Annotated in this window: 16 protein-coding genes and 1 tRNA gene; 9 read left to right on the top strand and 8 right to left on the bottom strand. The window is 72.4% G+C overall.

From position 1 onward, the window contains the following. Window positions 1-20: 20 nt before the first annotated feature. From M1D46_RS13210 to M1D46_RS13200, 3 genes are read right to left on the bottom strand one after another with little or no spacing between them, the layout of a single operon-like run. A complete protein-coding gene (locus M1D46_RS13210) occupies window positions 21-812 on the bottom strand; it encodes an ABC transporter ATP-binding protein (protein WP_271172692.1) in 792 nt (263 codons plus the stop codon). Further along, window positions 809-1,879, bottom strand: coding sequence for a FecCD family ABC transporter permease (locus M1D46_RS13205; protein ID WP_456285765.1), 1,071 nt, complete (start codon window positions 1,877-1,879; stop codon window positions 809-811). Before M1D46_RS13205 ends, M1D46_RS13210 begins: the two co-directional genes overlap by 4 nt. Further along, window positions 1,876-2,937: a FecCD family ABC transporter permease gene (locus M1D46_RS13200; protein WP_456285764.1), complete on the bottom strand. Its 1,062-nt coding sequence runs from the start codon at window positions 2,935-2,937 to the stop codon at window positions 1,876-1,878. The genes M1D46_RS13205 and M1D46_RS13200 overlap by 4 nt, the downstream gene beginning before the upstream one ends. A gap of 92 nt (window positions 2,938-3,029) precedes the next feature. On the opposite strand from M1D46_RS13200, the gene M1D46_RS13195 reads away from it, so the two are divergent. The 3 genes from M1D46_RS13195 (at window position 3,030) to M1D46_RS13185 (ending at window position 7,167) form a co-directional block, all read left to right on the top strand. Next, a complete protein-coding gene (locus tag M1D46_RS13195; RefSeq protein WP_456285763.1) occupies window positions 3,030-4,049 on the top strand; it encodes an ABC transporter substrate-binding protein in 1,020 nt (339 codons plus the stop codon). A gap of 144 nt (window positions 4,050-4,193) precedes the next feature. Next, window positions 4,194-5,294, top strand: a complete 1,101-nt coding sequence (locus M1D46_RS13190) for a ScyD/ScyE family protein (RefSeq protein WP_456285762.1) — start codon at window positions 4,194-4,196, stop codon at window positions 5,292-5,294. Window positions 5,295-5,361: 67 nt separating this feature from the next. Next, a complete protein-coding gene (locus M1D46_RS13185; RefSeq protein WP_456285761.1) occupies window positions 5,362-7,167 on the top strand; it encodes an ABC-F family ATP-binding cassette domain-containing protein in 1,806 nt (601 codons plus the stop codon). 12 nt (window positions 7,168-7,179) lie between these two features. Here M1D46_RS13185 and M1D46_RS13180 read toward each other — a convergent pair whose 3' ends face one another. The 3 genes from M1D46_RS13180 to M1D46_RS13170 are packed head-to-tail and all read right to left on the bottom strand — an operon-like array spanning window position 7,180 to window position 8,885. Beyond that, a complete protein-coding gene (locus tag M1D46_RS13180; RefSeq protein ID WP_456285760.1) occupies window positions 7,180-7,728 on the bottom strand; it encodes a GNAT family N-acetyltransferase in 549 nt (182 codons plus the stop codon). Then, window positions 7,725-8,378: a GNAT family N-acetyltransferase gene (locus M1D46_RS13175; RefSeq protein ID WP_456285759.1), complete on the bottom strand. Its 654-nt coding sequence runs from the start codon at window positions 8,376-8,378 to the stop codon at window positions 7,725-7,727. Before M1D46_RS13175 ends, M1D46_RS13180 begins: the two co-directional genes overlap by 4 nt. A 54-nt stretch (window positions 8,379-8,432) precedes the next feature. Further along, the gene (locus M1D46_RS13170) at window positions 8,433-8,885 is read right to left on the bottom strand and encodes an N-acetyltransferase family protein (RefSeq protein WP_456285758.1); all 453 of its coding nucleotides are present in this window, start codon (window positions 8,883-8,885) and stop codon (window positions 8,433-8,435) included. Between the two features lie 142 nt (window positions 8,886-9,027). Here M1D46_RS13170 and M1D46_RS13165 point away from each other — a divergent pair, with 142 nt between their 5' ends. Together M1D46_RS13165 and M1D46_RS13160 are read left to right on the top strand one after the other, a co-directional pair. Continuing rightward, the gene (locus M1D46_RS13165) at window positions 9,028-10,488 is read left to right on the top strand and encodes a DUF222 domain-containing protein (protein WP_456285757.1); all 1,461 of its coding nucleotides are present in this window, start codon (window positions 9,028-9,030) and stop codon (window positions 10,486-10,488) included. Window positions 10,489-10,728: 240 nt separating this feature from the next. Beyond that, window positions 10,729-11,265, top strand: a complete 537-nt coding sequence (locus M1D46_RS13160; protein WP_456285756.1) for a hypothetical protein — start codon at window positions 10,729-10,731, stop codon at window positions 11,263-11,265. Between the two features lie 115 nt (window positions 11,266-11,380). Here M1D46_RS13160 and M1D46_RS13155 read toward each other — a convergent pair whose 3' ends face one another. After that, window positions 11,381-11,743, bottom strand: coding sequence for a MerR family transcriptional regulator (locus M1D46_RS13155; RefSeq protein WP_324014387.1), 363 nt, complete (start codon window positions 11,741-11,743; stop codon window positions 11,381-11,383). A 53-nt stretch (window positions 11,744-11,796) separates the two neighbouring features. Here M1D46_RS13155 and M1D46_RS13150 point away from each other — a divergent pair, with 53 nt between their 5' ends. After that, window positions 11,797-12,741 (top strand): aldo/keto reductase, encoded by a 945-nt coding sequence (locus tag M1D46_RS13150; protein WP_456285755.1) that lies wholly within the window; start codon window positions 11,797-11,799, stop codon window positions 12,739-12,741. Window positions 12,742-12,747: 6 nt separating this feature from the next. Here the strand turns inward: M1D46_RS13150 and M1D46_RS13145 are convergent, their stop codons facing one another. Next, the gene (locus M1D46_RS13145) at window positions 12,748-13,251 is read right to left on the bottom strand and encodes a MarR family winged helix-turn-helix transcriptional regulator (RefSeq protein WP_271173815.1); all 504 of its coding nucleotides are present in this window, start codon (window positions 13,249-13,251) and stop codon (window positions 12,748-12,750) included. Between the two features lie 101 nt (window positions 13,252-13,352). Between M1D46_RS13145 and M1D46_RS13140 the strand changes: the two genes are divergently transcribed. From M1D46_RS13140 to M1D46_RS13130, 3 genes are all read left to right on the top strand, one after another. Then, window positions 13,353-13,424: transfer RNA gene (locus M1D46_RS13140), tRNA-Gln, on the top strand. Between the two features lie 31 nt (window positions 13,425-13,455). Further along, on the top strand, window positions 13,456-14,916 hold the full coding sequence (gene glmU / locus M1D46_RS13135) for a bifunctional UDP-N-acetylglucosamine diphosphorylase/glucosamine-1-phosphate N-acetyltransferase GlmU (RefSeq protein WP_456285754.1): 1,461 nt from the start codon (window positions 13,456-13,458) through the stop codon (window positions 14,914-14,916). Beyond that, complete coding sequence (locus M1D46_RS13130) at window positions 14,891-15,925, top strand: ribose-phosphate diphosphokinase (protein WP_271173813.1); 1,035 nt, start codon at window positions 14,891-14,893, stop codon at window positions 15,923-15,925. Before glmU ends, M1D46_RS13130 begins: the two co-directional genes overlap by 26 nt.

The following is a 15,925-nucleotide window of genomic DNA, read 5'->3' as shown; positions in this document are numbered from 1 at the left end:
CTCCGGCCCTTCGGCGTCCGTCAGACCGGAAGGCCGAGGGGGAGCACGTGCGGCGCGCCGCCGTCGGGATCCGCGACGAGCGCCGAGCGGATGCCGAACACGCGCTGCAGGGTCTCGGGGGTCGCGATCTCCGAGGGCTCGCCCGCGGCGACGACGGCGCCGTCGCGCATGGCGATGAGCCAGTCCGCGTAGCGGGCGGCGAGCGACAGATCGTGGAGCACCATGACGATCGTGCGCCCCGACGTGCGGTTGAGCGACCTCACGAGCTCGAGCACCTCGAGCTGGTGCGCGACGTCGAGGTAGGTCGTGGGCTCGTCGAGCAGGATGGTCTCGGTCTGCTGCGCGAGCGTGAGCGAGATCCACGCGCGCTGACGCTGCCCGCCCGACAGCTCGTCGAGCGGAGCGTCCGCGAGGTCGTCGAGCCGGGTCGCGGCGAGGGCCTCGCGCACGATGCGCTCGTCCTCCCGAGAGAACCGGTCGTACCAGCGCTGATGGGGCGTCCGACCGCGCGCGACGAGCTCGAGCACGGTCAGCCCCGATGGCGCGGACGGTGCCTGCGGGAGAAGCGCGATGCGACGCGCGATCTCGCGGTGTCCGAGCCGTGCGAGCGGGACGCCGTCGAGCAGCACCTCGCCCGCGGCCGGCGGCAGCAGCCGCCCGAACCCGCGCAGGAGCGTGGACTTGCCGCATCCGTTGGGCCCGATGATCGCCGTGACGCGACCGGCGGGGATGGCCAGCGACAGGTCGCCGACGATGACGCGGCCGTCGTAGGCGAGCGAGAGCGCCGAGGCCTCGAGGCGAGCGGACGTCATGCGATCCTCCTCCGGTTCAGGACGATGAGCCACAGCAGGTACGGAACGCCGACGAGCGCCGTGCCGACGCCCGCGGGAAGCGGGATGGGGAAGAGATGAGCGGTCACGACGTCGGCTGCGAGGAGCAGGACCGCGCCCACGAGCGCGCTCGCCCAGAGGGGAGGCGTGGGCGTGTGCGTCGCGAGGCGCGCGATCTGCGGCGCCGCGAGCGCGACGAACGAGATCGGGCCCGCGACGAGGGCCGCGAACGAGGCGAGCAGCACGGCCGTCGCGAGCACGGCGAGACGCACGGGGCCCAGGCGCACGCCGATGCCGGCTGCCGTCTGGTCGTCGAATGCGGTGAGCGCGAGCTGGTGCGCGAGCGCTGATCCGATGACGAGCAGGACGGCGATCGCGGCGACGCTCGGCGCGATCGCGCTCCACTCGCGCCCGTTGAGGGAGCCGCTCATCCAGGTCACGGCGATCGCGGCGTTCGTGACGTCGCCGAGCGTGAGCAGCCAGGTCGTGAGGCTCGTGGCGAGCCATGACACCCCGATGCCCGCGAGCACCGTGCGGTGCAGGTCGATTCCGCCGCGCCATCCGAGCACGGCGGTCGCGACTCCCGCGAGGATGCCGCCGCCGAGGGCGGCTGCGGGCATGAGCACGGATGCCGCGATGCCGCTCGCGCCCGCGCTCGCGCCGCCCGCGAGCACGAGGACGGCGACCGCGCCGAGCGCGGCGGCGGAGGTCACGCCGAGGATGTCGGGGCTCGCGAGAGGGTTCCGGGCGATGGTCTGGGTGAGGGCGCCCGACATGCCGAGCGCGAGGCCCGCGGTGAGCGCGGCCGTCGCGCGCGGGAGCCGGAAGCCGTGGACGACGAGGGCTGTCGCATCGTCGGGCGGGTTCCCGAGCAGTGTCGCGATGAGCTCGGAAGGCGGGATCACCGTCGTGCCGATCGAGAGATGCAGCGCGAACGCGGCGCCCGCGAGCAGCGCGAGGGCGACCGTCGCGACCACGGCGCGCAGCCGCACGAGCGCCGAGAGGCGCCCGATCCTGACCGGCGCGGGCACGGCCATCCGCGCGCTCACAGCGCGATCTTCCTGCGCGAGCGGGCGATCGCGACGAACAGCGGGGCGCCCACGACCGCGAGGACGACGGTGACCGAGATCTCGCCCGGCCGTGCGACGACGCGGCCGACCGTATCGGCGACGAGGACGATCGCGGGCCCGAGCAGCGCCGACACCGTCAGCTGCCATCGGTAGTCGGGCCCCACGAGCGAGCGCGCGAGATGCGGGACGATGAGGCCCGCGAACGCGATCGGCCCGGCGAGGGTCACGGCGGAGGCTGCGAGCAGGGCGATCGCGGCGATGCCGACGGCGCGGGCGCGCCAGGGCGCCTGGCCGAGAGCGGATGCGGCGTCGTCGCCCAGCGCGAGCACGTTGAGGGCGCGCGTGTTGGCGATGGCCAGCACGAGGCCGATGACGATGAGCGGCCAGACGGCGCCGATCGCGCCGCTGCGCGAGGCGAGGGAGCCGACCTGCCAGAACCGGAGCTGGTCGAGCGCCTGCAGGTCGAGCAGCGAGATCGCCGTCACGAGCGACGACGCCAGCGCGGAGATCGCGACGCCAGCGAGCACGAACGACAGGGTGCCCTCGCGCCCGGGGGCGACGCGCGCGATCGCGAAGACGAGCACGGCAACCGTGAGGGCGCCCGCGAAGGCGCAGAGAGCGAGGGCGAGGGCCGGCGGGTTCGCTCCCGCCGCCGTGACGACGACGATCGCGAGCGCCGCCCCCTGGTAGATGCCGAGGAGCCCCGGGTCGGCGACCGGATTCCTCGTGTGCCCCTGCGTCAGCGTGCCGGCGATGCCGAGGCACGCACCCACGACGAGCCCGAGCACGGTGCGGGGGAGTCGCAGGCCGAGGATCGTCACGTCGGCGTCCGTTCCGGTCGGCGCGAACAGGGCGCCGAGGAGCTCGCCGACGGACGTCACCCGGCCGCCGACGGCGAGACTCAGGACGACCGCGACGAGGAGGAGCAGTGCGCACAGGAGCGCGGCCGCCGGTCGGGAGCGGGGTCGGGCACGGCGCTCGCTCGGGCGCGCGATCGCGGAGACGGATGTCAGGGGAGCCTCCGGCGGTCGGGACATCGGGAGTTCTTAGGTTAGTCTACCCTTCGCGCTGACCCCGTCCGCGCGCCGTCCCCGCGACGGCCTCCTGACACCCGATAGAGGAAGACCGCATGAACACCCTGCGCACCTCGGCGTCCGCCCTCGGCATCGCCGGCCTCGCGCTCGGCCTTCTCGCCTGCGCCCCCGCGACCGCCGAGAGCGGATCCGCCCCCGAGGAGACCCCGGCGGCCAGCGCCGAGGCGTCCGAGTTCCCGATCACGATCGAGCACGCCATGGGCGAGACGACCATCCCCGAGGAGCCCCTCCGGATCGTCGCGCTCGACCCGAGCTACGTCGACGCGACCCTGCTGCTCGGCTCGCACCTCGTCGGCTACGCCCAGTACCGCCAGGACCCGGACGACCCGTTCGCCCCCTACCTCGGCGACGTCAGCGAGTTCGCGGGCGACGCCGTGAGCGTCGGCACGATGGCCGAGCCCGACCTGGAGGCGATCCTCGCGCTCGAGCCCGACCTCATCATCTCCGCGAAGGTGCGCCAGGAGGCGCTCTACCCGCAGCTGTCGCAGATCGCGCCGACCGTGTTCTCGGAGAGCACGGGCCCGACCTGGCGCGAGAACGTCGTGCTCCTCGGCGAGGCGCTCGGCAAGAAGGACGAGGCGGAGGCCGCCGTCGCCGCCTACGAGGAGCGCGCCGCAGCGGTCGGCGCCGAGATCCTCGAGGCGCAGCCCGACCTCACGGTCGACCTGGTCCGCTTCGCCGGCGAGGACACCGCGCGGCTCTACTCGAGCGACTCCTTCATCGGCGAGATCCTCACCGACATGGGCCTCCCGCGCCCCGAGACGGCGCCCGACACGACGGAGGAGATCTTCGTCCCCATCTCGCAGGAGCAGATCCTCGACGTCGACGCCGGGCTCATCCTCGTGAGCTCGTGGGAGCCCGAGGGAGCAGAGGGCGACGCGTCGCGCGCGCAGCGCGAGCAGTTCGAGTCGAACCCCCTGTGGGACCGCCTCGAGGGCGAGAAGCTCTACGTCGACGACGCGGTCTTCCTCGCGTCGGTGTCGATCCAGGGCGCGCACGAGGTCATCACCACGCTCGCCGAGCACTTCGGGGTCGACCCGCAGCTCGAGGACTGACGCCGGATCCGTTGCCCGGGCCGTCGCCCGGGAGCATACTTGCGGTGGAGCGCCGACCGGCGCTCCACCGCACCCGGACGCAAGGGGGCACCGCCCGGTCGAGCACGGTTCAGCGTGCCGCTGGACCGGGAACGGAAGGGCACCATGCGCACATCCCGCGCGCTTCTCGCGGCCGCCGCAGCCGCAGCGCTCGCACTCACGGCACCCGCTGCCGCATCCGCCGCGCCGCCCGCGCCATCGGAACCCCGGGTCTGGTCGACGCAGCTCGCGGCGCCGTTCAGCCTCGCGGTCGACGGCAAGCGCGTCCTCGTCGCCGACGGGGGCACGGGAGCGGTCGGCCAGCTCCAGCCCGACGGATCGGTCGTCCCGATCGTCGAGGGCGTCCCCGGGCTCGCCGGTCTCGCGATCCGCGGCGGGCGGACCGCGTACGGGTCGACCGTCACCGACTTCGGCACCTTCACCAACCTCGAGAGCGGCCTGAACATCCGGTCGGCGCAGGGCGACGCCGTGTACGTCGACCTGCACGCGTTCGAGAGCGCGCACAACCCCGACGGCGAGGTGTCGTACGGCGTCTCCGACCCGAGCCCGTGCGTCGAGGACGCGTTCGCGGAGCTGGGCATCCCCGCGAGCTACACGGGCATCGTCGACTCGCATGTCTACGGCGTCACCGCACGACAGGGCGGGTGGATCGTCGCGGATGCCGGGGCCAACACGGTCTACGCCGTGACCGACGACGGGGCGATCGAGCCCCTCGCCGTGCTGCCGCCCCAGCCCATGGAGATCACGGCGGACATGGCGGCGATGTTCGGCATGCCGGACTGCGTCGTCGGGGTGACCTACGCCTTCGAGTCGGTGCCGACGGGCGTCGCGGTCGGCCGCGGCGGCGAGATCCTCGTCAGCACCCTGCCGGGCGGGCCCGAGGTCGGCGCACGCGGCGGGCTCTGGAGCATCGACGCCGAGACAGGAGTGGCGACCCGGCTCGCATCCGGTCTCGCTGGCCCGACGAGCATCGCCGCTGTGCGCGACACCGTGTACGTCGCCGAGCTGTTCGGAGGGCGGGTATCCGCGGTGCACGGCGGGAGCGTCTCGACCGTCGCCGAGCTCCCCGGCGCCCTCGCGGTCGCGACGTCGGCGGACGGGACGCTGTGGGCTGCCACCATGGGCGGCGAGGAGCCGCCCGCTCCCGGCACCATCGTCAGCATCTCGGACGGTGCCGTGAAGGTGATCGGACACGTGAACCGCTGATGCGCGAGGGGATGGCCGGCCCCGGCCATCCCCTCCGCCCCGGCCGGTCGCCTACCCTGGTAGGGACATGGCGCATCTTCTCGGGGCCGAGGCCCTGCATCTCGAGTTCCCCACCCGCATCGTCTTCGACTCCGTCACGCTCGGCGTGAACGAGGGCGACCGCATCGGCATCGTCGGCCGCAACGGCGACGGAAAGTCGAGTCTGCTCGCGATGCTCGCGGGTCGTCTCGAACCCGACAGCGGCCGCGTGACGGTGCGCGGGGGCGTGCGGATCGGCGTGCTCGACCAGGCGGACACGCTCGACGACGACGACACGATCGGGAGCGCCGTCGTCGGCGACGCCGCGGAGCACGAGTGGGCGGGCGACGCCCGCGTGCGCGATGTCATCGCGGGCCTGCTGCGCGACCTTCCGTGGGATGCCCGGCTCGCGGAGCTCTCGGGCGGTCAGCGCCGACGGGTGGCGCTCGCGCGGCTCCTCGCCGGCGACTGGGACGTCATCGCGCTCGACGAGCCCACGAACCACCTCGACGTCGAGGCGATCGCGTGGCTCGCCGCGCACCTCAAGCGCCGGTGGTCCGCGAACGCGGGCGGGCTGCTCGTCGTGACGCACGACCGGTGGTTCCTCGACGAGGTGTGCACCACGACGTGGGAGGTCCACGACCGGATCGTCGAGCCCTTCGAGGGCGGCTATGCCGCGTACATCCTCCAGCGCGTCGAGCGCGACCGGCAGGCCGCGGCGATCGAGCAGCGGCGCCAGAACCTGGCCCGCAAGGAGCTCGCGTGGCTGCGCCGGGGAGCGCCCGCGCGCACGTCGAAGCCGAAGTTCCGCATCGACGCGGCCAACGAGCTCATCGCCGACGTCCCCGACGTGCGCGACAAGGTCGCGCTCCAGTCGCTCGCCGTCTCGCGCCTCGGCAAGGACGTCGTCGACCTGCTCGACGCCTCCGTCTCGTACGGCGACCGCGAGGTGCTCCGCCGGATCGAGTGGCGCATCGCACCGGGCGAGCGCACCGGCATCCTGGGCGTGAACGGCGCCGGGAAGTCGACGCTGCTCGGTCTGATCGCGGGCACCGTCGAGCCGACGGCAGGCCGGGTCAAGCGCGGGAAGACCGTGAAGGTCGCGACCCTGACCCAGCGGATGGACGAGCTCGAGCCGCACCTGCAGGACCCGGTGCGCGTGGTCATCTCGAACCTGCGCACGAGCTACACGATCGGGTCGGGCTCGAAGGCGCAGGAGCTCACCCCGGGCCAGCTGCTCGAGCGCATGGGCTTCTCGTCGGTGCAGCTGTCGACGCCCGTCAAGGACCTCTCGGGCGGGCAGAAGCGGCGCCTGCAGCTGCTGCTCATCCTCCTCGATCAGCCCAACGTGCTCATCCTCGACGAGCCCACCAACGACCTCGACACCGACATGCTCGCGGCGATGGAGGATCTCCTCGACTCCTGGGCGGGCACGCTCCTCGTCGTCTCGCACGACCGGTACTTCCTCGAGCGCGTCACCGATCAGCAGTACGCCGTTCTCGACGGGCGACTGCGGCATCTTCCCGGCGGCGTCGACGAGTACCTCCGACTGCGTGATGCGCAGGAGGCCGCGCGTGACCGCGCCCCGGCTGCCGCGGCGGGGGCCGCCGCGGCGACGCCTGCCGCCGGACTGTCAGGCGCCGAGCTGCGGGCCGCGCAGAAGGAGCTCGCCGCCGCGGAGCGCAAGCTCGAGAAGCTCCAGGCCGATATCGCGAAGGTGCACGACCGGATGGCCGCGCACGACCAGAGCGACTACGAGGGCCTGGGCGCGCTGTCGGCCGAGATCCGGGCGCTCGAAGAGCAGACGGCGCAGATCGAGGAGCGCTGGCTCGAGCTCAGCGAGCTCGTCGAGTAGCGGCGCCCGCGCTCAGTGCCGGTCGGAGGCGATCCGCGACCAGATCCCGAGGTCGACACGGCCGCCATCCGTGAACCCCGCATTGCGCGCCGTGCCCTCGTAGACGAACCCGGCGCGCTCGGCGACCCGCGTGGACGCCGCGTTGCCGGTCGCGATGCGGAGCTCGACGCGCTCGAACCCCTGTGCCTCGATCAGCCACGTGGCGAGGGCATCGACGGCGCCTGCGGCGAGCCCGCGGCCCCGGTGCGCAGATGAGAGCCAGTACCCGAGCTCGGCGGTGCGCGCCCGCCAGTCGACGCGCTTGACGTCGATGCAGCCGGCCATCCGCTCGCCTTCCCTGATGCAGCGGACGAGCCCGGATCCCGACGTGCGGATGGTCTCGGCGACGCGGGTGCTCCAGTCGGCTGCGAGCTCGAGCGGGTACGGACGGGGGAGCGGGAGCCAGCGGCGGATCTCGACGTCGTCCACCGCGGCGTGGATGGCGGCCGCGTCGTCGGACGCGAAGGCCGTCAGGGCGACCCCCTGCCGCACAGGGATCAGCTCATCGGGCAGCGCGTTCATGCCTGGTCCGGCATGAGCGCGCCGATCGCCGCCTCCGCGCCGCTCACGCGGAGGTCCCAGTCGGGACGCGCGAACTCCGCGGCCGAGACGCGCAGGCGCACGAGATCGTCGACCTGGTCGGGACGCGCCCGGACGCGCTCGATGCCGTTCTCGCGGTAGCCCAGTGCGCGCGAGACCCCGAGCGACGCCGCATTCCAGCTGGCGGCTCCGGACTCCGCCCACTCCGCGTCGAGCACGTCGAAGGCGAAGAGGAGGACCGCGGCTCGCATCTCGCGCCCGAGCCCGCGCCCCTGCACGGAGCGGGTCAGCCACGAGCCGGTGTGCACCGTGCGCAGGGCGGGGAAGTCGCGTCCGTCGAGATCCTGGATCCCGATGGGCCTGCCGTCCTCGAGGACGGCGAAGCTGATGCCCCATGCCTCCGGCCGGAGCTGCGCGCGCCGGCTCCAGTGGAACCGCGCGAACTCGCGCCGCAGGACCTCGGGCTCGGCGTCGGTCCATGGCGCGCTGAACGGCATGCGGTCCGGATCGTGGATCCCCTCGATCGCCGCATCCGTGAGCGGTGCGAGATCCTCGTCGCGCAGCGGTCTCAGGGTGAGGCGCGGCGTGGCGAGCTCGAGCGCGAACAGCGGCCAGACGGTCTCGATCCCCATCCGGTCAGGCTATGCGACGCGCGGGCGTGCGTGCGATCAGGACGCGCGTCGCGCTCACCCCGACGGCTTCATGTCGTAGGTCACCCAGGGCGTCGCGACAGCATGGGCGTCGTACACGGACCGGGCGACCTCGTTGTCCGCCGCCGTGATCCAGCGGACGACGCTCGCCCCTCCCGCAGCGGCGAGCTGGGCAGCGTGCTTCAGCAGCATGCCTGCCGCGCCGGCTCCGCGGGCATCCGGAGCGGTGAAGAGATCGTCGAGGTAGAGGCCCGTCGTCGCGGTGGATGGCCGAGCGAACCATCGCAGGTTCGCGAGCGCGACGGGGCGATCGCGCTCGTCCACGGCGACGAGCCCGACGAGGCCATACGCTCCTTCGCGGACCCAGGTCCACGTCGTGGCGACGGCAGCGGGATCATCGGGGAGCCGGTAGAAGGCGCGATATCCGCGGTAGAGGGCGGCCCACTCGTCGGAGTCACGCGCATCGACAGGGCGAACGCTCAGTGTCATCCTCAGATCGTCCCCTGCACGGGAGGCTGACCCCGACGGCAGTGCCCTCGCCGTACGATCCGTTGCCGATTCGTGATCGATCCTCATCGATCCTGCGTCGTCTGAATCTGCGAATGTCGGTGGTCCGGGCGATGATGAATGTATGGAGATCAGTTCGAGTGCGCGGGCGACGGCGGGGTGGCTGCCGACGTCGGATGAGCGCGCTCGGCTGGGGGCGCTCGCGGATGCGCTGGAGGTGAACGGGCGCTCTCTCGCGTCGCTCGAGGCGATGCAGGCGCTCCTGATCGCGCACATGGTGGAGGTCGCGCAGGAGCAGTACGCGCGGGAGGCGCGAGCTCTGGCCGACGGCGAGGAGGGCCGAGGGTGGTCCTTCCGGGCGCTGGCAGAGGAGATCGCGGGCGTGCTGGGATGCGCGCGGGCGACGGCCGAGGCGCGGATGGCGGACGCGGTCGCGCTGGTGAATCGGTATCCGGGGGTCCTCGCGTCGATGCAGGCGGGGCGCGTCTCGGCAGGGCAGGCGCGCGTGATCGTGGAGCTCGGGGATGAGCTGGAGTCCGCGACGGCGCGGGCGCGGTTCGAGGAGCTGGTGCTGGGCGTGCTGGCCGAGCACGCGCTGACACCCGGCCGGCTGCGTCCCGTAGCGGAGGCCGTGGCGGAGCGGCTGCAGCCGCGGTCGCTGCGAGAGCGGCACGAGGAGGAGGCTCGGCGGCGTCGAGTGGTGTTCCAGCGGGGCCGGCACGGGATGGGCTGGGTGCGGATGTACGTGTCCGCGCTGGTCGGCGAGGGGATCGTGGATCGCTCCCGGCAGCTGGCTGAGGAGCTCGCGGCGGCGGATGTCGACGGCTCTGACGAGCGCACCGCCGAGCAGCGGCAGGTGGATGTGCTGTGCGATCTCGCACTCGCGGGGGCGCCCACAGCCGGCCCGCAGGGAGTGCCGACGGGACTCGCGGGAATCCGCGCGAGCGTGCAGATCACGATCCCCGCCCGCGCGTTCATCGCCGCTGCGGAGCACCGCGCCGCCGACGCCGCGGGGATCGGCGGAGGGGGCGACGACGAGCTCGCCGACCCGTGTCCCGACGATGACACCGCGGACGCGACCGCTCAGGGGTCTGGGCGTGACGCGTTCGGACGACCGACGGAGCGCCTCGTCGGCGGGGCGGCCGTGCTGTGCGGGCACGGGGTGATCCCCGTCGTGCAGGCGGTTGAGCTCGCTGCGACCGCCCCTGTGTGGGAGCGGCTGTTCGTCGACGCCGACACCGGAGCGCTGCTCACGGTGGATCTGCGCTTCCCGAATGCCGCGCAGCGCCGATACCTGAGAGCGCGCGACGAGCACTGCCGGTTCCCCGGATGCCGTCGCCCCATCCGCAAGCGCCTCTCCGACGCCGATCACACGATCGATCACTCCCTTGGCGGGCCCACCTGCGTGTGCAATCTCGCCTACCTCTGCGAATACCATCACACCCTCAAGCACCATTCCGCATGGACGGTCGTGCAGAGACCCGGCGGCGTCCTCGAATGGACGTCGCCGACGGGACGCACCTGCACCGACGTGCCGCCGCCCGTCGTCCGCTTCATCCACGACGGCGACCCGCCACCCTTCTGAACGGTGGAGGAGGGGCTGCCCGGTGAGCCTGCGCGGTGTACGAGCGGGCAGCTCCCTGAAGGTTCGGGGAACAGTGCGCGGGAGGGGTTGACGCTCCCGTGCGCCCTGAGTAGGCCTGGGGGAGCCGGGGTCATCCTGACCCAGGCGAGGGGGAATCGCTCGGATCGGCGTGCTCGCGTCGGTCGACGACGACCGCTCGTCGTCGGCGCCGTTCACATCCAGATCAGTTGGGGGAACAACATGAGCAATTCGGATCAGTTCGGGCAGAACGACCAGTCCGAGGGGCAGGGGGCTGAGGAGTTCGGGTCGGGTGACCAGTACTCCGGAGAGGCTTCGGAGTCGTACGGCGAGTCGTCGGAGCAGGGCGGCTCCTACGACGGGGGCTCGTCGGATTCGTCGTACGGCGGCGCCTCGTCGGAGTCGTCGTACGGCGGCGAGTCGGGCGAGTCGACCGGAAGCGAGTCGTCCGGCGAGTCGTATGGAAGCGAGTCCTCGTACGGCGGTGAGTCGTCGTCGGAGTCCTCCTACGGCGGCGAGTCGGGCGAGTCCTACGGCAGCGAGTCGACGGGAGACTCCTCGTACGGCGGGGAGTCGCCCGAGTCGTCGGAGTCCTCCTACGGCGGCGAGCCGACCGCGTTCGGCGATGAGTCGTCCGAGTCCTCCTACGGCAGCGAGTCGTCGGGCGAGGAGGGCGGCTCCGCGTACGGCGGCGACTCGTCATCGGAGTCGTCCTTCGGCGGATCCTCGGAGCAGAGCGGCTCCTACGAGGAGGAGTGAGCTCGCGGTCGTGAGGCCGATCCCGCACGGGAGCCTCGTCGGATCGGATCCGGCGAGGCTCCCGCACGTTCGGCTGTCAGCGCGTCGGCCGTCGCGGCGTTCCGGGCGTGGTCGATCACGCGCCGATCTGCTCCTCGTACCACGCGATCTTCTCGTCGAGTCTCGCGCGGCGCTGCCGCAGGAGCTCCAGCTGCGCATCGACGTCGTCCGCGTGCTCGCGCAGCAGGTCGACGCGGGCGCGCAGGGTGGACGCGTCGCGGCAGAGCTCTCCGTACCGGCGCAGCCGTTCGATCGGCATCCCCGTGTCGCGCAGGCACTTGAGGAAGTCGAGCGTCGACAGGTCGCCGTCGGTGTACACGCGCCTCCCGCCGCCGTCGCGTGCGACCGGCGGCAGGATCCCCTCGCGCTCGTAGTAGCGGAGCGTGTCGATGGAGAGGCCGGAGCGCGTGGAGGCCTCTGCAGGGGAGTAGGTCGTCATGCTCGCACGATAGCGCTTGACCTGGAGCGCGCTCCAGGTCGCATCGTGTCCTCATGACCGTCACCACCACACCCCTCGTCCTCGGCGCCATGACCTTCGGAACCCGTCTCGACGACGAGGCGTCCTTCGCGCTTCTCGACCGCTTCGTGGAACGCGGCGGCGAGTGGATCGACACCGCCGACTGCTATGCGTTCTGGGAGAGCGCGGATGGCCGCGGCGGCGCGAGCGAGACCGTCCTCGGCCGGTGGCTCGCGGCACGGCCGGGCATGCGCGAGCGCGTCCGCCTCTCGACGAAGGTCGGCGCCGAGCCGCTCTGGGCCGGGTCCTGGCCCGAGCACCGCGCGGGCCTGAGCCGTCGCGCGATCCACGACGCGTTCCGGGGAAGCCTCTCGCGCCTCGGCGTCGACTCCGTCGATCTCCTCTGGCTGCATCAGGAGGACCGGCAGACGCCGATCGAGGAGACCGTCGACGCCCTGCAGGAGCTCGTTGCGCGCGGCGAGGTGCGCAGGGTCGGGGCGTCGAACCATCCGGCCTGGCGCATCGAGCGCGCGAGGCGGCACGCATCGGTGTCGGGTGCCCTCCCGATCGACGCGCTCCAGCTCAACGCGACCTACCTGCGGGCGCGCCCGGGCGTGCGGCCGGCGGGAGTCGTGCACCCCTTCGGCCTCCTGAGCGACGAGCAGCGCGACATCGCGCGCGAGCACCGCATGGAGATCTGGGCGTACACACCCCTCCTCGGAGGCGCCTACGACGACCCGGAGAAGGAGATCGACCCGGTGTACGACCACCCGGGCAACGCGCGCCGACTCGAGGCCCTCGACGAGGTCGCCCGTGACGCGGGCGCGACCCGCGGGCAGGTCGTCCTCGCGTGGCTCGTGTCGCGGGGCATCCGCCCGATCCTCGGCGGGAGCCGGCTGCACCAGCTCGACGCCGCTCTCGACGGCGTCGCGCTCGAGCTCACGGCCGCGCAGCTCGAGCGGCTCGACGTCGAGGGCTGAGCCCGGTCAGACCCCGCCGTCGAAGCTGAGGCTGAGGCGGCGCAGGAGCGCGGCCAGCCGCGTCCGCTCGGCCGCCGACAGGCGGCCGAGCAGCTCGGCCTCGGCGTCCATGAGTCGTGTGATGGCGGCGTCGACGCGCGTGCGGCCGTCGTCCGTGAGCGTGACGAGCACGCTGCGTCCGTCGCCGGGGTCGGACTCCCGGCGGACGAACCCGCGCGTCACGAGGCGGTCGATCCGGTTCGTCATGGTGCCGCTCGACACGAGCGTCTGCTGCAGCAGCTGCTTGGGGCTCAGCTGGTACGGGGCTCCGGCCCGGCGCAGGGCCGAGAGGACATCCCACTCCCACGGCTCGATCTCCGTGCGGCTGAACGCCTCGCGGCGCGCGCGGTCGAGATGCCGCGAGAGACGGTCGACACGCGAGAGCACCTCCATCGGCGAGAAGTCGAGATCGGGGCGCTGCGTCGCCCAGGCGCCCACGATGCGGTCGACTTCGTCGGTATCCGTGGCCATCCGTCCAGTATCACGCACGCGCGCCATCGGTCAGACGCCGGCCGACGACCCGAGCCCGACGACGCCACGTGGCAGACTTGTGGGGCGGCCAGGGGCCGTGGTCCGCCATGGTGTAACGGCAGCACGACAGCCTTTGGAGCTGTGAGGACCAGGTTCGAATCCTGGTGGCGGAGCGTGACGGAGAGCGACGTGACGGAGAACCACGTGACACAGAGCGAACTGGCGATCGTCATCCTGGCCGCGGGGCAGGGGACGCGCATGAGATCGAAGCTCCCGAAGGTGCTGCACCGGATCGGCGGCCGCCCGCTCGTCGGGCACGTCCTGCACACGGCGCAGCAGCTCGACGCGGTCGTGACGCGCGTCGTCGTGCGCCACGAGCGCGACCGGGTGGTCGAGGCGATCGCCGACTTCCCCGGCGTGGAGCCGGTCGACCAGGACGACATCCCGGGAACGGGGCGTGCGGTCCAGGTCGCGGTCGAGAACCTCCCGGACTCGTTCGGCGGCGATGTCCTCGTGCTGAGCGGCGACGTGCCGCTGCTCGATGCGGAGACCCTCGCGTCGCTCATCGAGACGCACCGCACCTCGGGCGCCGAGGCGACCCTCCTGACCGCGTCGCTCGACGATCCGTCGGGCTATGGGCGCGTCGTCCGCGACGCCGACGGCGCGGTCGCCCGCATCGTCGAGCAGAAGGACGCGAGCGACGACGAGCTCGCCATCGCCGAGATCAACGCGGGCGTCTACGTCTTCCGCGCGCCGGCGCTGCGCGCGCAGCTCGCGCGGATCGGCACGGCGAACGCGCAGGGGGAGATGTACCTCACCGACGTCGTCCGCCTGCTCCGCGAGGAGGGCGCACGCGTCGCCGCCCAGACGGCACCCGACGCGCGCATCGCGCTCGGCGTGAACGACCGCGTGCAGCTCGCGGAGGCCGCGGCCATCCTCAATGCGCGCATCGTGCGCCGCTGGCAGGTCGAGGGCGCGACCATCCTCGACCCCGCGTCCACGTGGATCGACGACACCGCATCGCTCGCCCCTGACGTGACCGTGCTGCCCGGCACCTTCATCCTGGGCGCGACGAGCGTGGGCGAGGGGGCGACGATCGGCCCCGACACCTCCCTCCTCGACTGCGAGGTCGGCGAGGGCGCGACCGTCCGGCGCACCGACGCGACGCTCGCCGTGATCGGCGCGGGGGCGACCGTCGGTCCGTTCGCGTTCCTGCGCCCCGGCGCGGAGCTCGCGGCGGACGCGAAGGTCGGCACGTTCGTCGAGGTGAAGAACTCGACGATCGGCGAGGGCAGCAAGGTGCCGCACCTCTCGTACGTCGGCGACACGACGATCGGCCGCGGCGTCAACCTCGGCGCGGGCGCGATCACCGCGAACTACGACGACATCGCCAAGCACCGCACGGTGATCGGCGACGAGGTGCACACCGGCTCGCACAACGTCTTCGTCGCCCCCGTTACACTGGGAGACGGCGCGAAGACGGGAGCGGGCGCGGTCATCCGCAAGGATGTGCCGGCGGGCGCTCTCGCTCTCAGCGTGGCACCCCAGCGGAACATCGCCGGGTGGGTCGAGACGAACAGGGCGGGCACCGCAGCGGCAGAGGCCGCGGCTCGTGCCCGAGCGGCGGAGAAAGCAGCCGATGGCGCGCACGAAGAAGACCATTGACCTCGACCTCGAACGGGGCATCGCCCCGGGAGTCGTCACCAAGACGAAGAAGCGGCTGGTGGTGGTCGCGGGGCGCTCGCATCCCGAGCTCGCCCAGGCCGTCGGCGAGCAGCTCGGCATCGGCATCGCGCCGACCGAGCACCGCACCTTCGCGTCCGGTGAGATCTACACGCGCTTCGAGGTCTCGATGCGCGGCAGCGACGTCTTCCTCATCCAGTCGTTCAGCCAGAGCGTCAATGAGGAGCTCATGGAGATGCTCATCATGCTCGACGCCCTCAAGCGCGCGTCGGCGAAGCGCGTCACCGTGGTCGTGCCGTACTACCCGTACTCGCGCCAGGACAAGAAGGGGCGCGGCCGCGAGCCGATCTCGGCGCGCCTCGTCACCGACCTGATCGCGACGGCCGGCGCCGACCGCATCATGAGCGTCGACCTGCACGCCTCCCAGATCCAGGGCTTCTTCGACGGTCCCGTCGACCACCTCTTCGCGAAGCCGGTGCTGCTGCGCCACTTCGAGGACACCCTCACGGAGGAGGAGCGCGAGACGCTCACGGTCGTCTCGCCCGACATGGGCCGCGTCCGCGTCGCCGACACGTGGTCGGACAGCCTCTCGGCGCCGCTCGCGATCATCCACAAGCGCCGTGACCCGAAGGTCGCCAACCAGGTCTCCGTGCACGAGATCGTCGGCGAGGTGTCGGGCCGCACGTGCCTCCTCGTCGACGACATGATCGACACGGCCGGAACGATCGTGAAGGCCGCCCAGGCGCTCAAGGCCAACGGCGCGAAGAAGGTCATCGTCGGCGCGACCCACGCGATCTTCAGCGACCCCGCCGTCGAGCGGCTGCAGGATGCATCCGTCGACCGCGTCGTGGTCACCGACACCGTGCCGATCCCGCCGGAGCGCCGCTTCGAGAAGCTCACGGTGCTCTCCGCGGCGCCGCTGCTCGCGCGTGCCATCCGCGAGGTGTTCGACGACGGATCGGTCACGAGCATGTTCGACGGCGCCGCCTGA

Source organism: Microbacterium sp. JZ70 (assembly GCF_053903225.1).
Note: the sequence above shows the minus strand (reverse complement) of the source record. Positions and strands in the feature narration are given on the sequence as shown.

Coding starts and splice junctions, on each gene's coding strand:
- M1D46_RS13210 (WP_271172692.1), bottom strand. CDS start 812: ATGACGTCCGCTCGCCTCGAGGCCTCGGCGCTCTCGCTCGCCTACGAC.
- M1D46_RS13200 (WP_456285764.1), bottom strand. CDS start 2,937: ATGTCCCGACCGCCGGAGGCTCCCCTGACATCCGTCTCCGCGATCGCG.
- M1D46_RS13195 (WP_456285763.1), top strand. CDS start 3,030: ATGAACACCCTGCGCACCTCGGCGTCCGCCCTCGGCATCGCCGGCCTC.
- M1D46_RS13190 (WP_456285762.1), top strand. CDS start 4,194: ATGCGCACATCCCGCGCGCTTCTCGCGGCCGCCGCAGCCGCAGCGCTC.
- M1D46_RS13185 (WP_456285761.1), top strand. CDS start 5,362: ATGGCGCATCTTCTCGGGGCCGAGGCCCTGCATCTCGAGTTCCCCACC.
- M1D46_RS13180 (WP_456285760.1), bottom strand. CDS start 7,728: ATGAACGCGCTGCCCGATGAGCTGATCCCTGTGCGGCAGGGGGTCGCC.
- M1D46_RS13175 (WP_456285759.1), bottom strand. CDS start 8,378: ATGGGGATCGAGACCGTCTGGCCGCTGTTCGCGCTCGAGCTCGCCACG.
- M1D46_RS13170 (WP_456285758.1), bottom strand. CDS start 8,885: ATGACACTGAGCGTTCGCCCTGTCGATGCGCGTGACTCCGACGAGTGG.
- M1D46_RS13165 (WP_456285757.1), top strand. CDS start 9,028: ATGGAGATCAGTTCGAGTGCGCGGGCGACGGCGGGGTGGCTGCCGACG.
- M1D46_RS13160 (WP_456285756.1), top strand. CDS start 10,729: ATGAGCAATTCGGATCAGTTCGGGCAGAACGACCAGTCCGAGGGGCAG.
- M1D46_RS13155 (WP_324014387.1), bottom strand. CDS start 11,743: ATGACGACCTACTCCCCTGCAGAGGCCTCCACGCGCTCCGGCCTCTCC.
- M1D46_RS13150 (WP_456285755.1), top strand. CDS start 11,797: ATGACCGTCACCACCACACCCCTCGTCCTCGGCGCCATGACCTTCGGA.
- M1D46_RS13145 (WP_271173815.1), bottom strand. CDS start 13,251: ATGGCCACGGATACCGACGAAGTCGACCGCATCGTGGGCGCCTGGGCG.
- M1D46_RS13130 (WP_271173813.1), top strand. CDS start 14,891: ATGGCGCGCACGAAGAAGACCATTGACCTCGACCTCGAACGGGGCATC.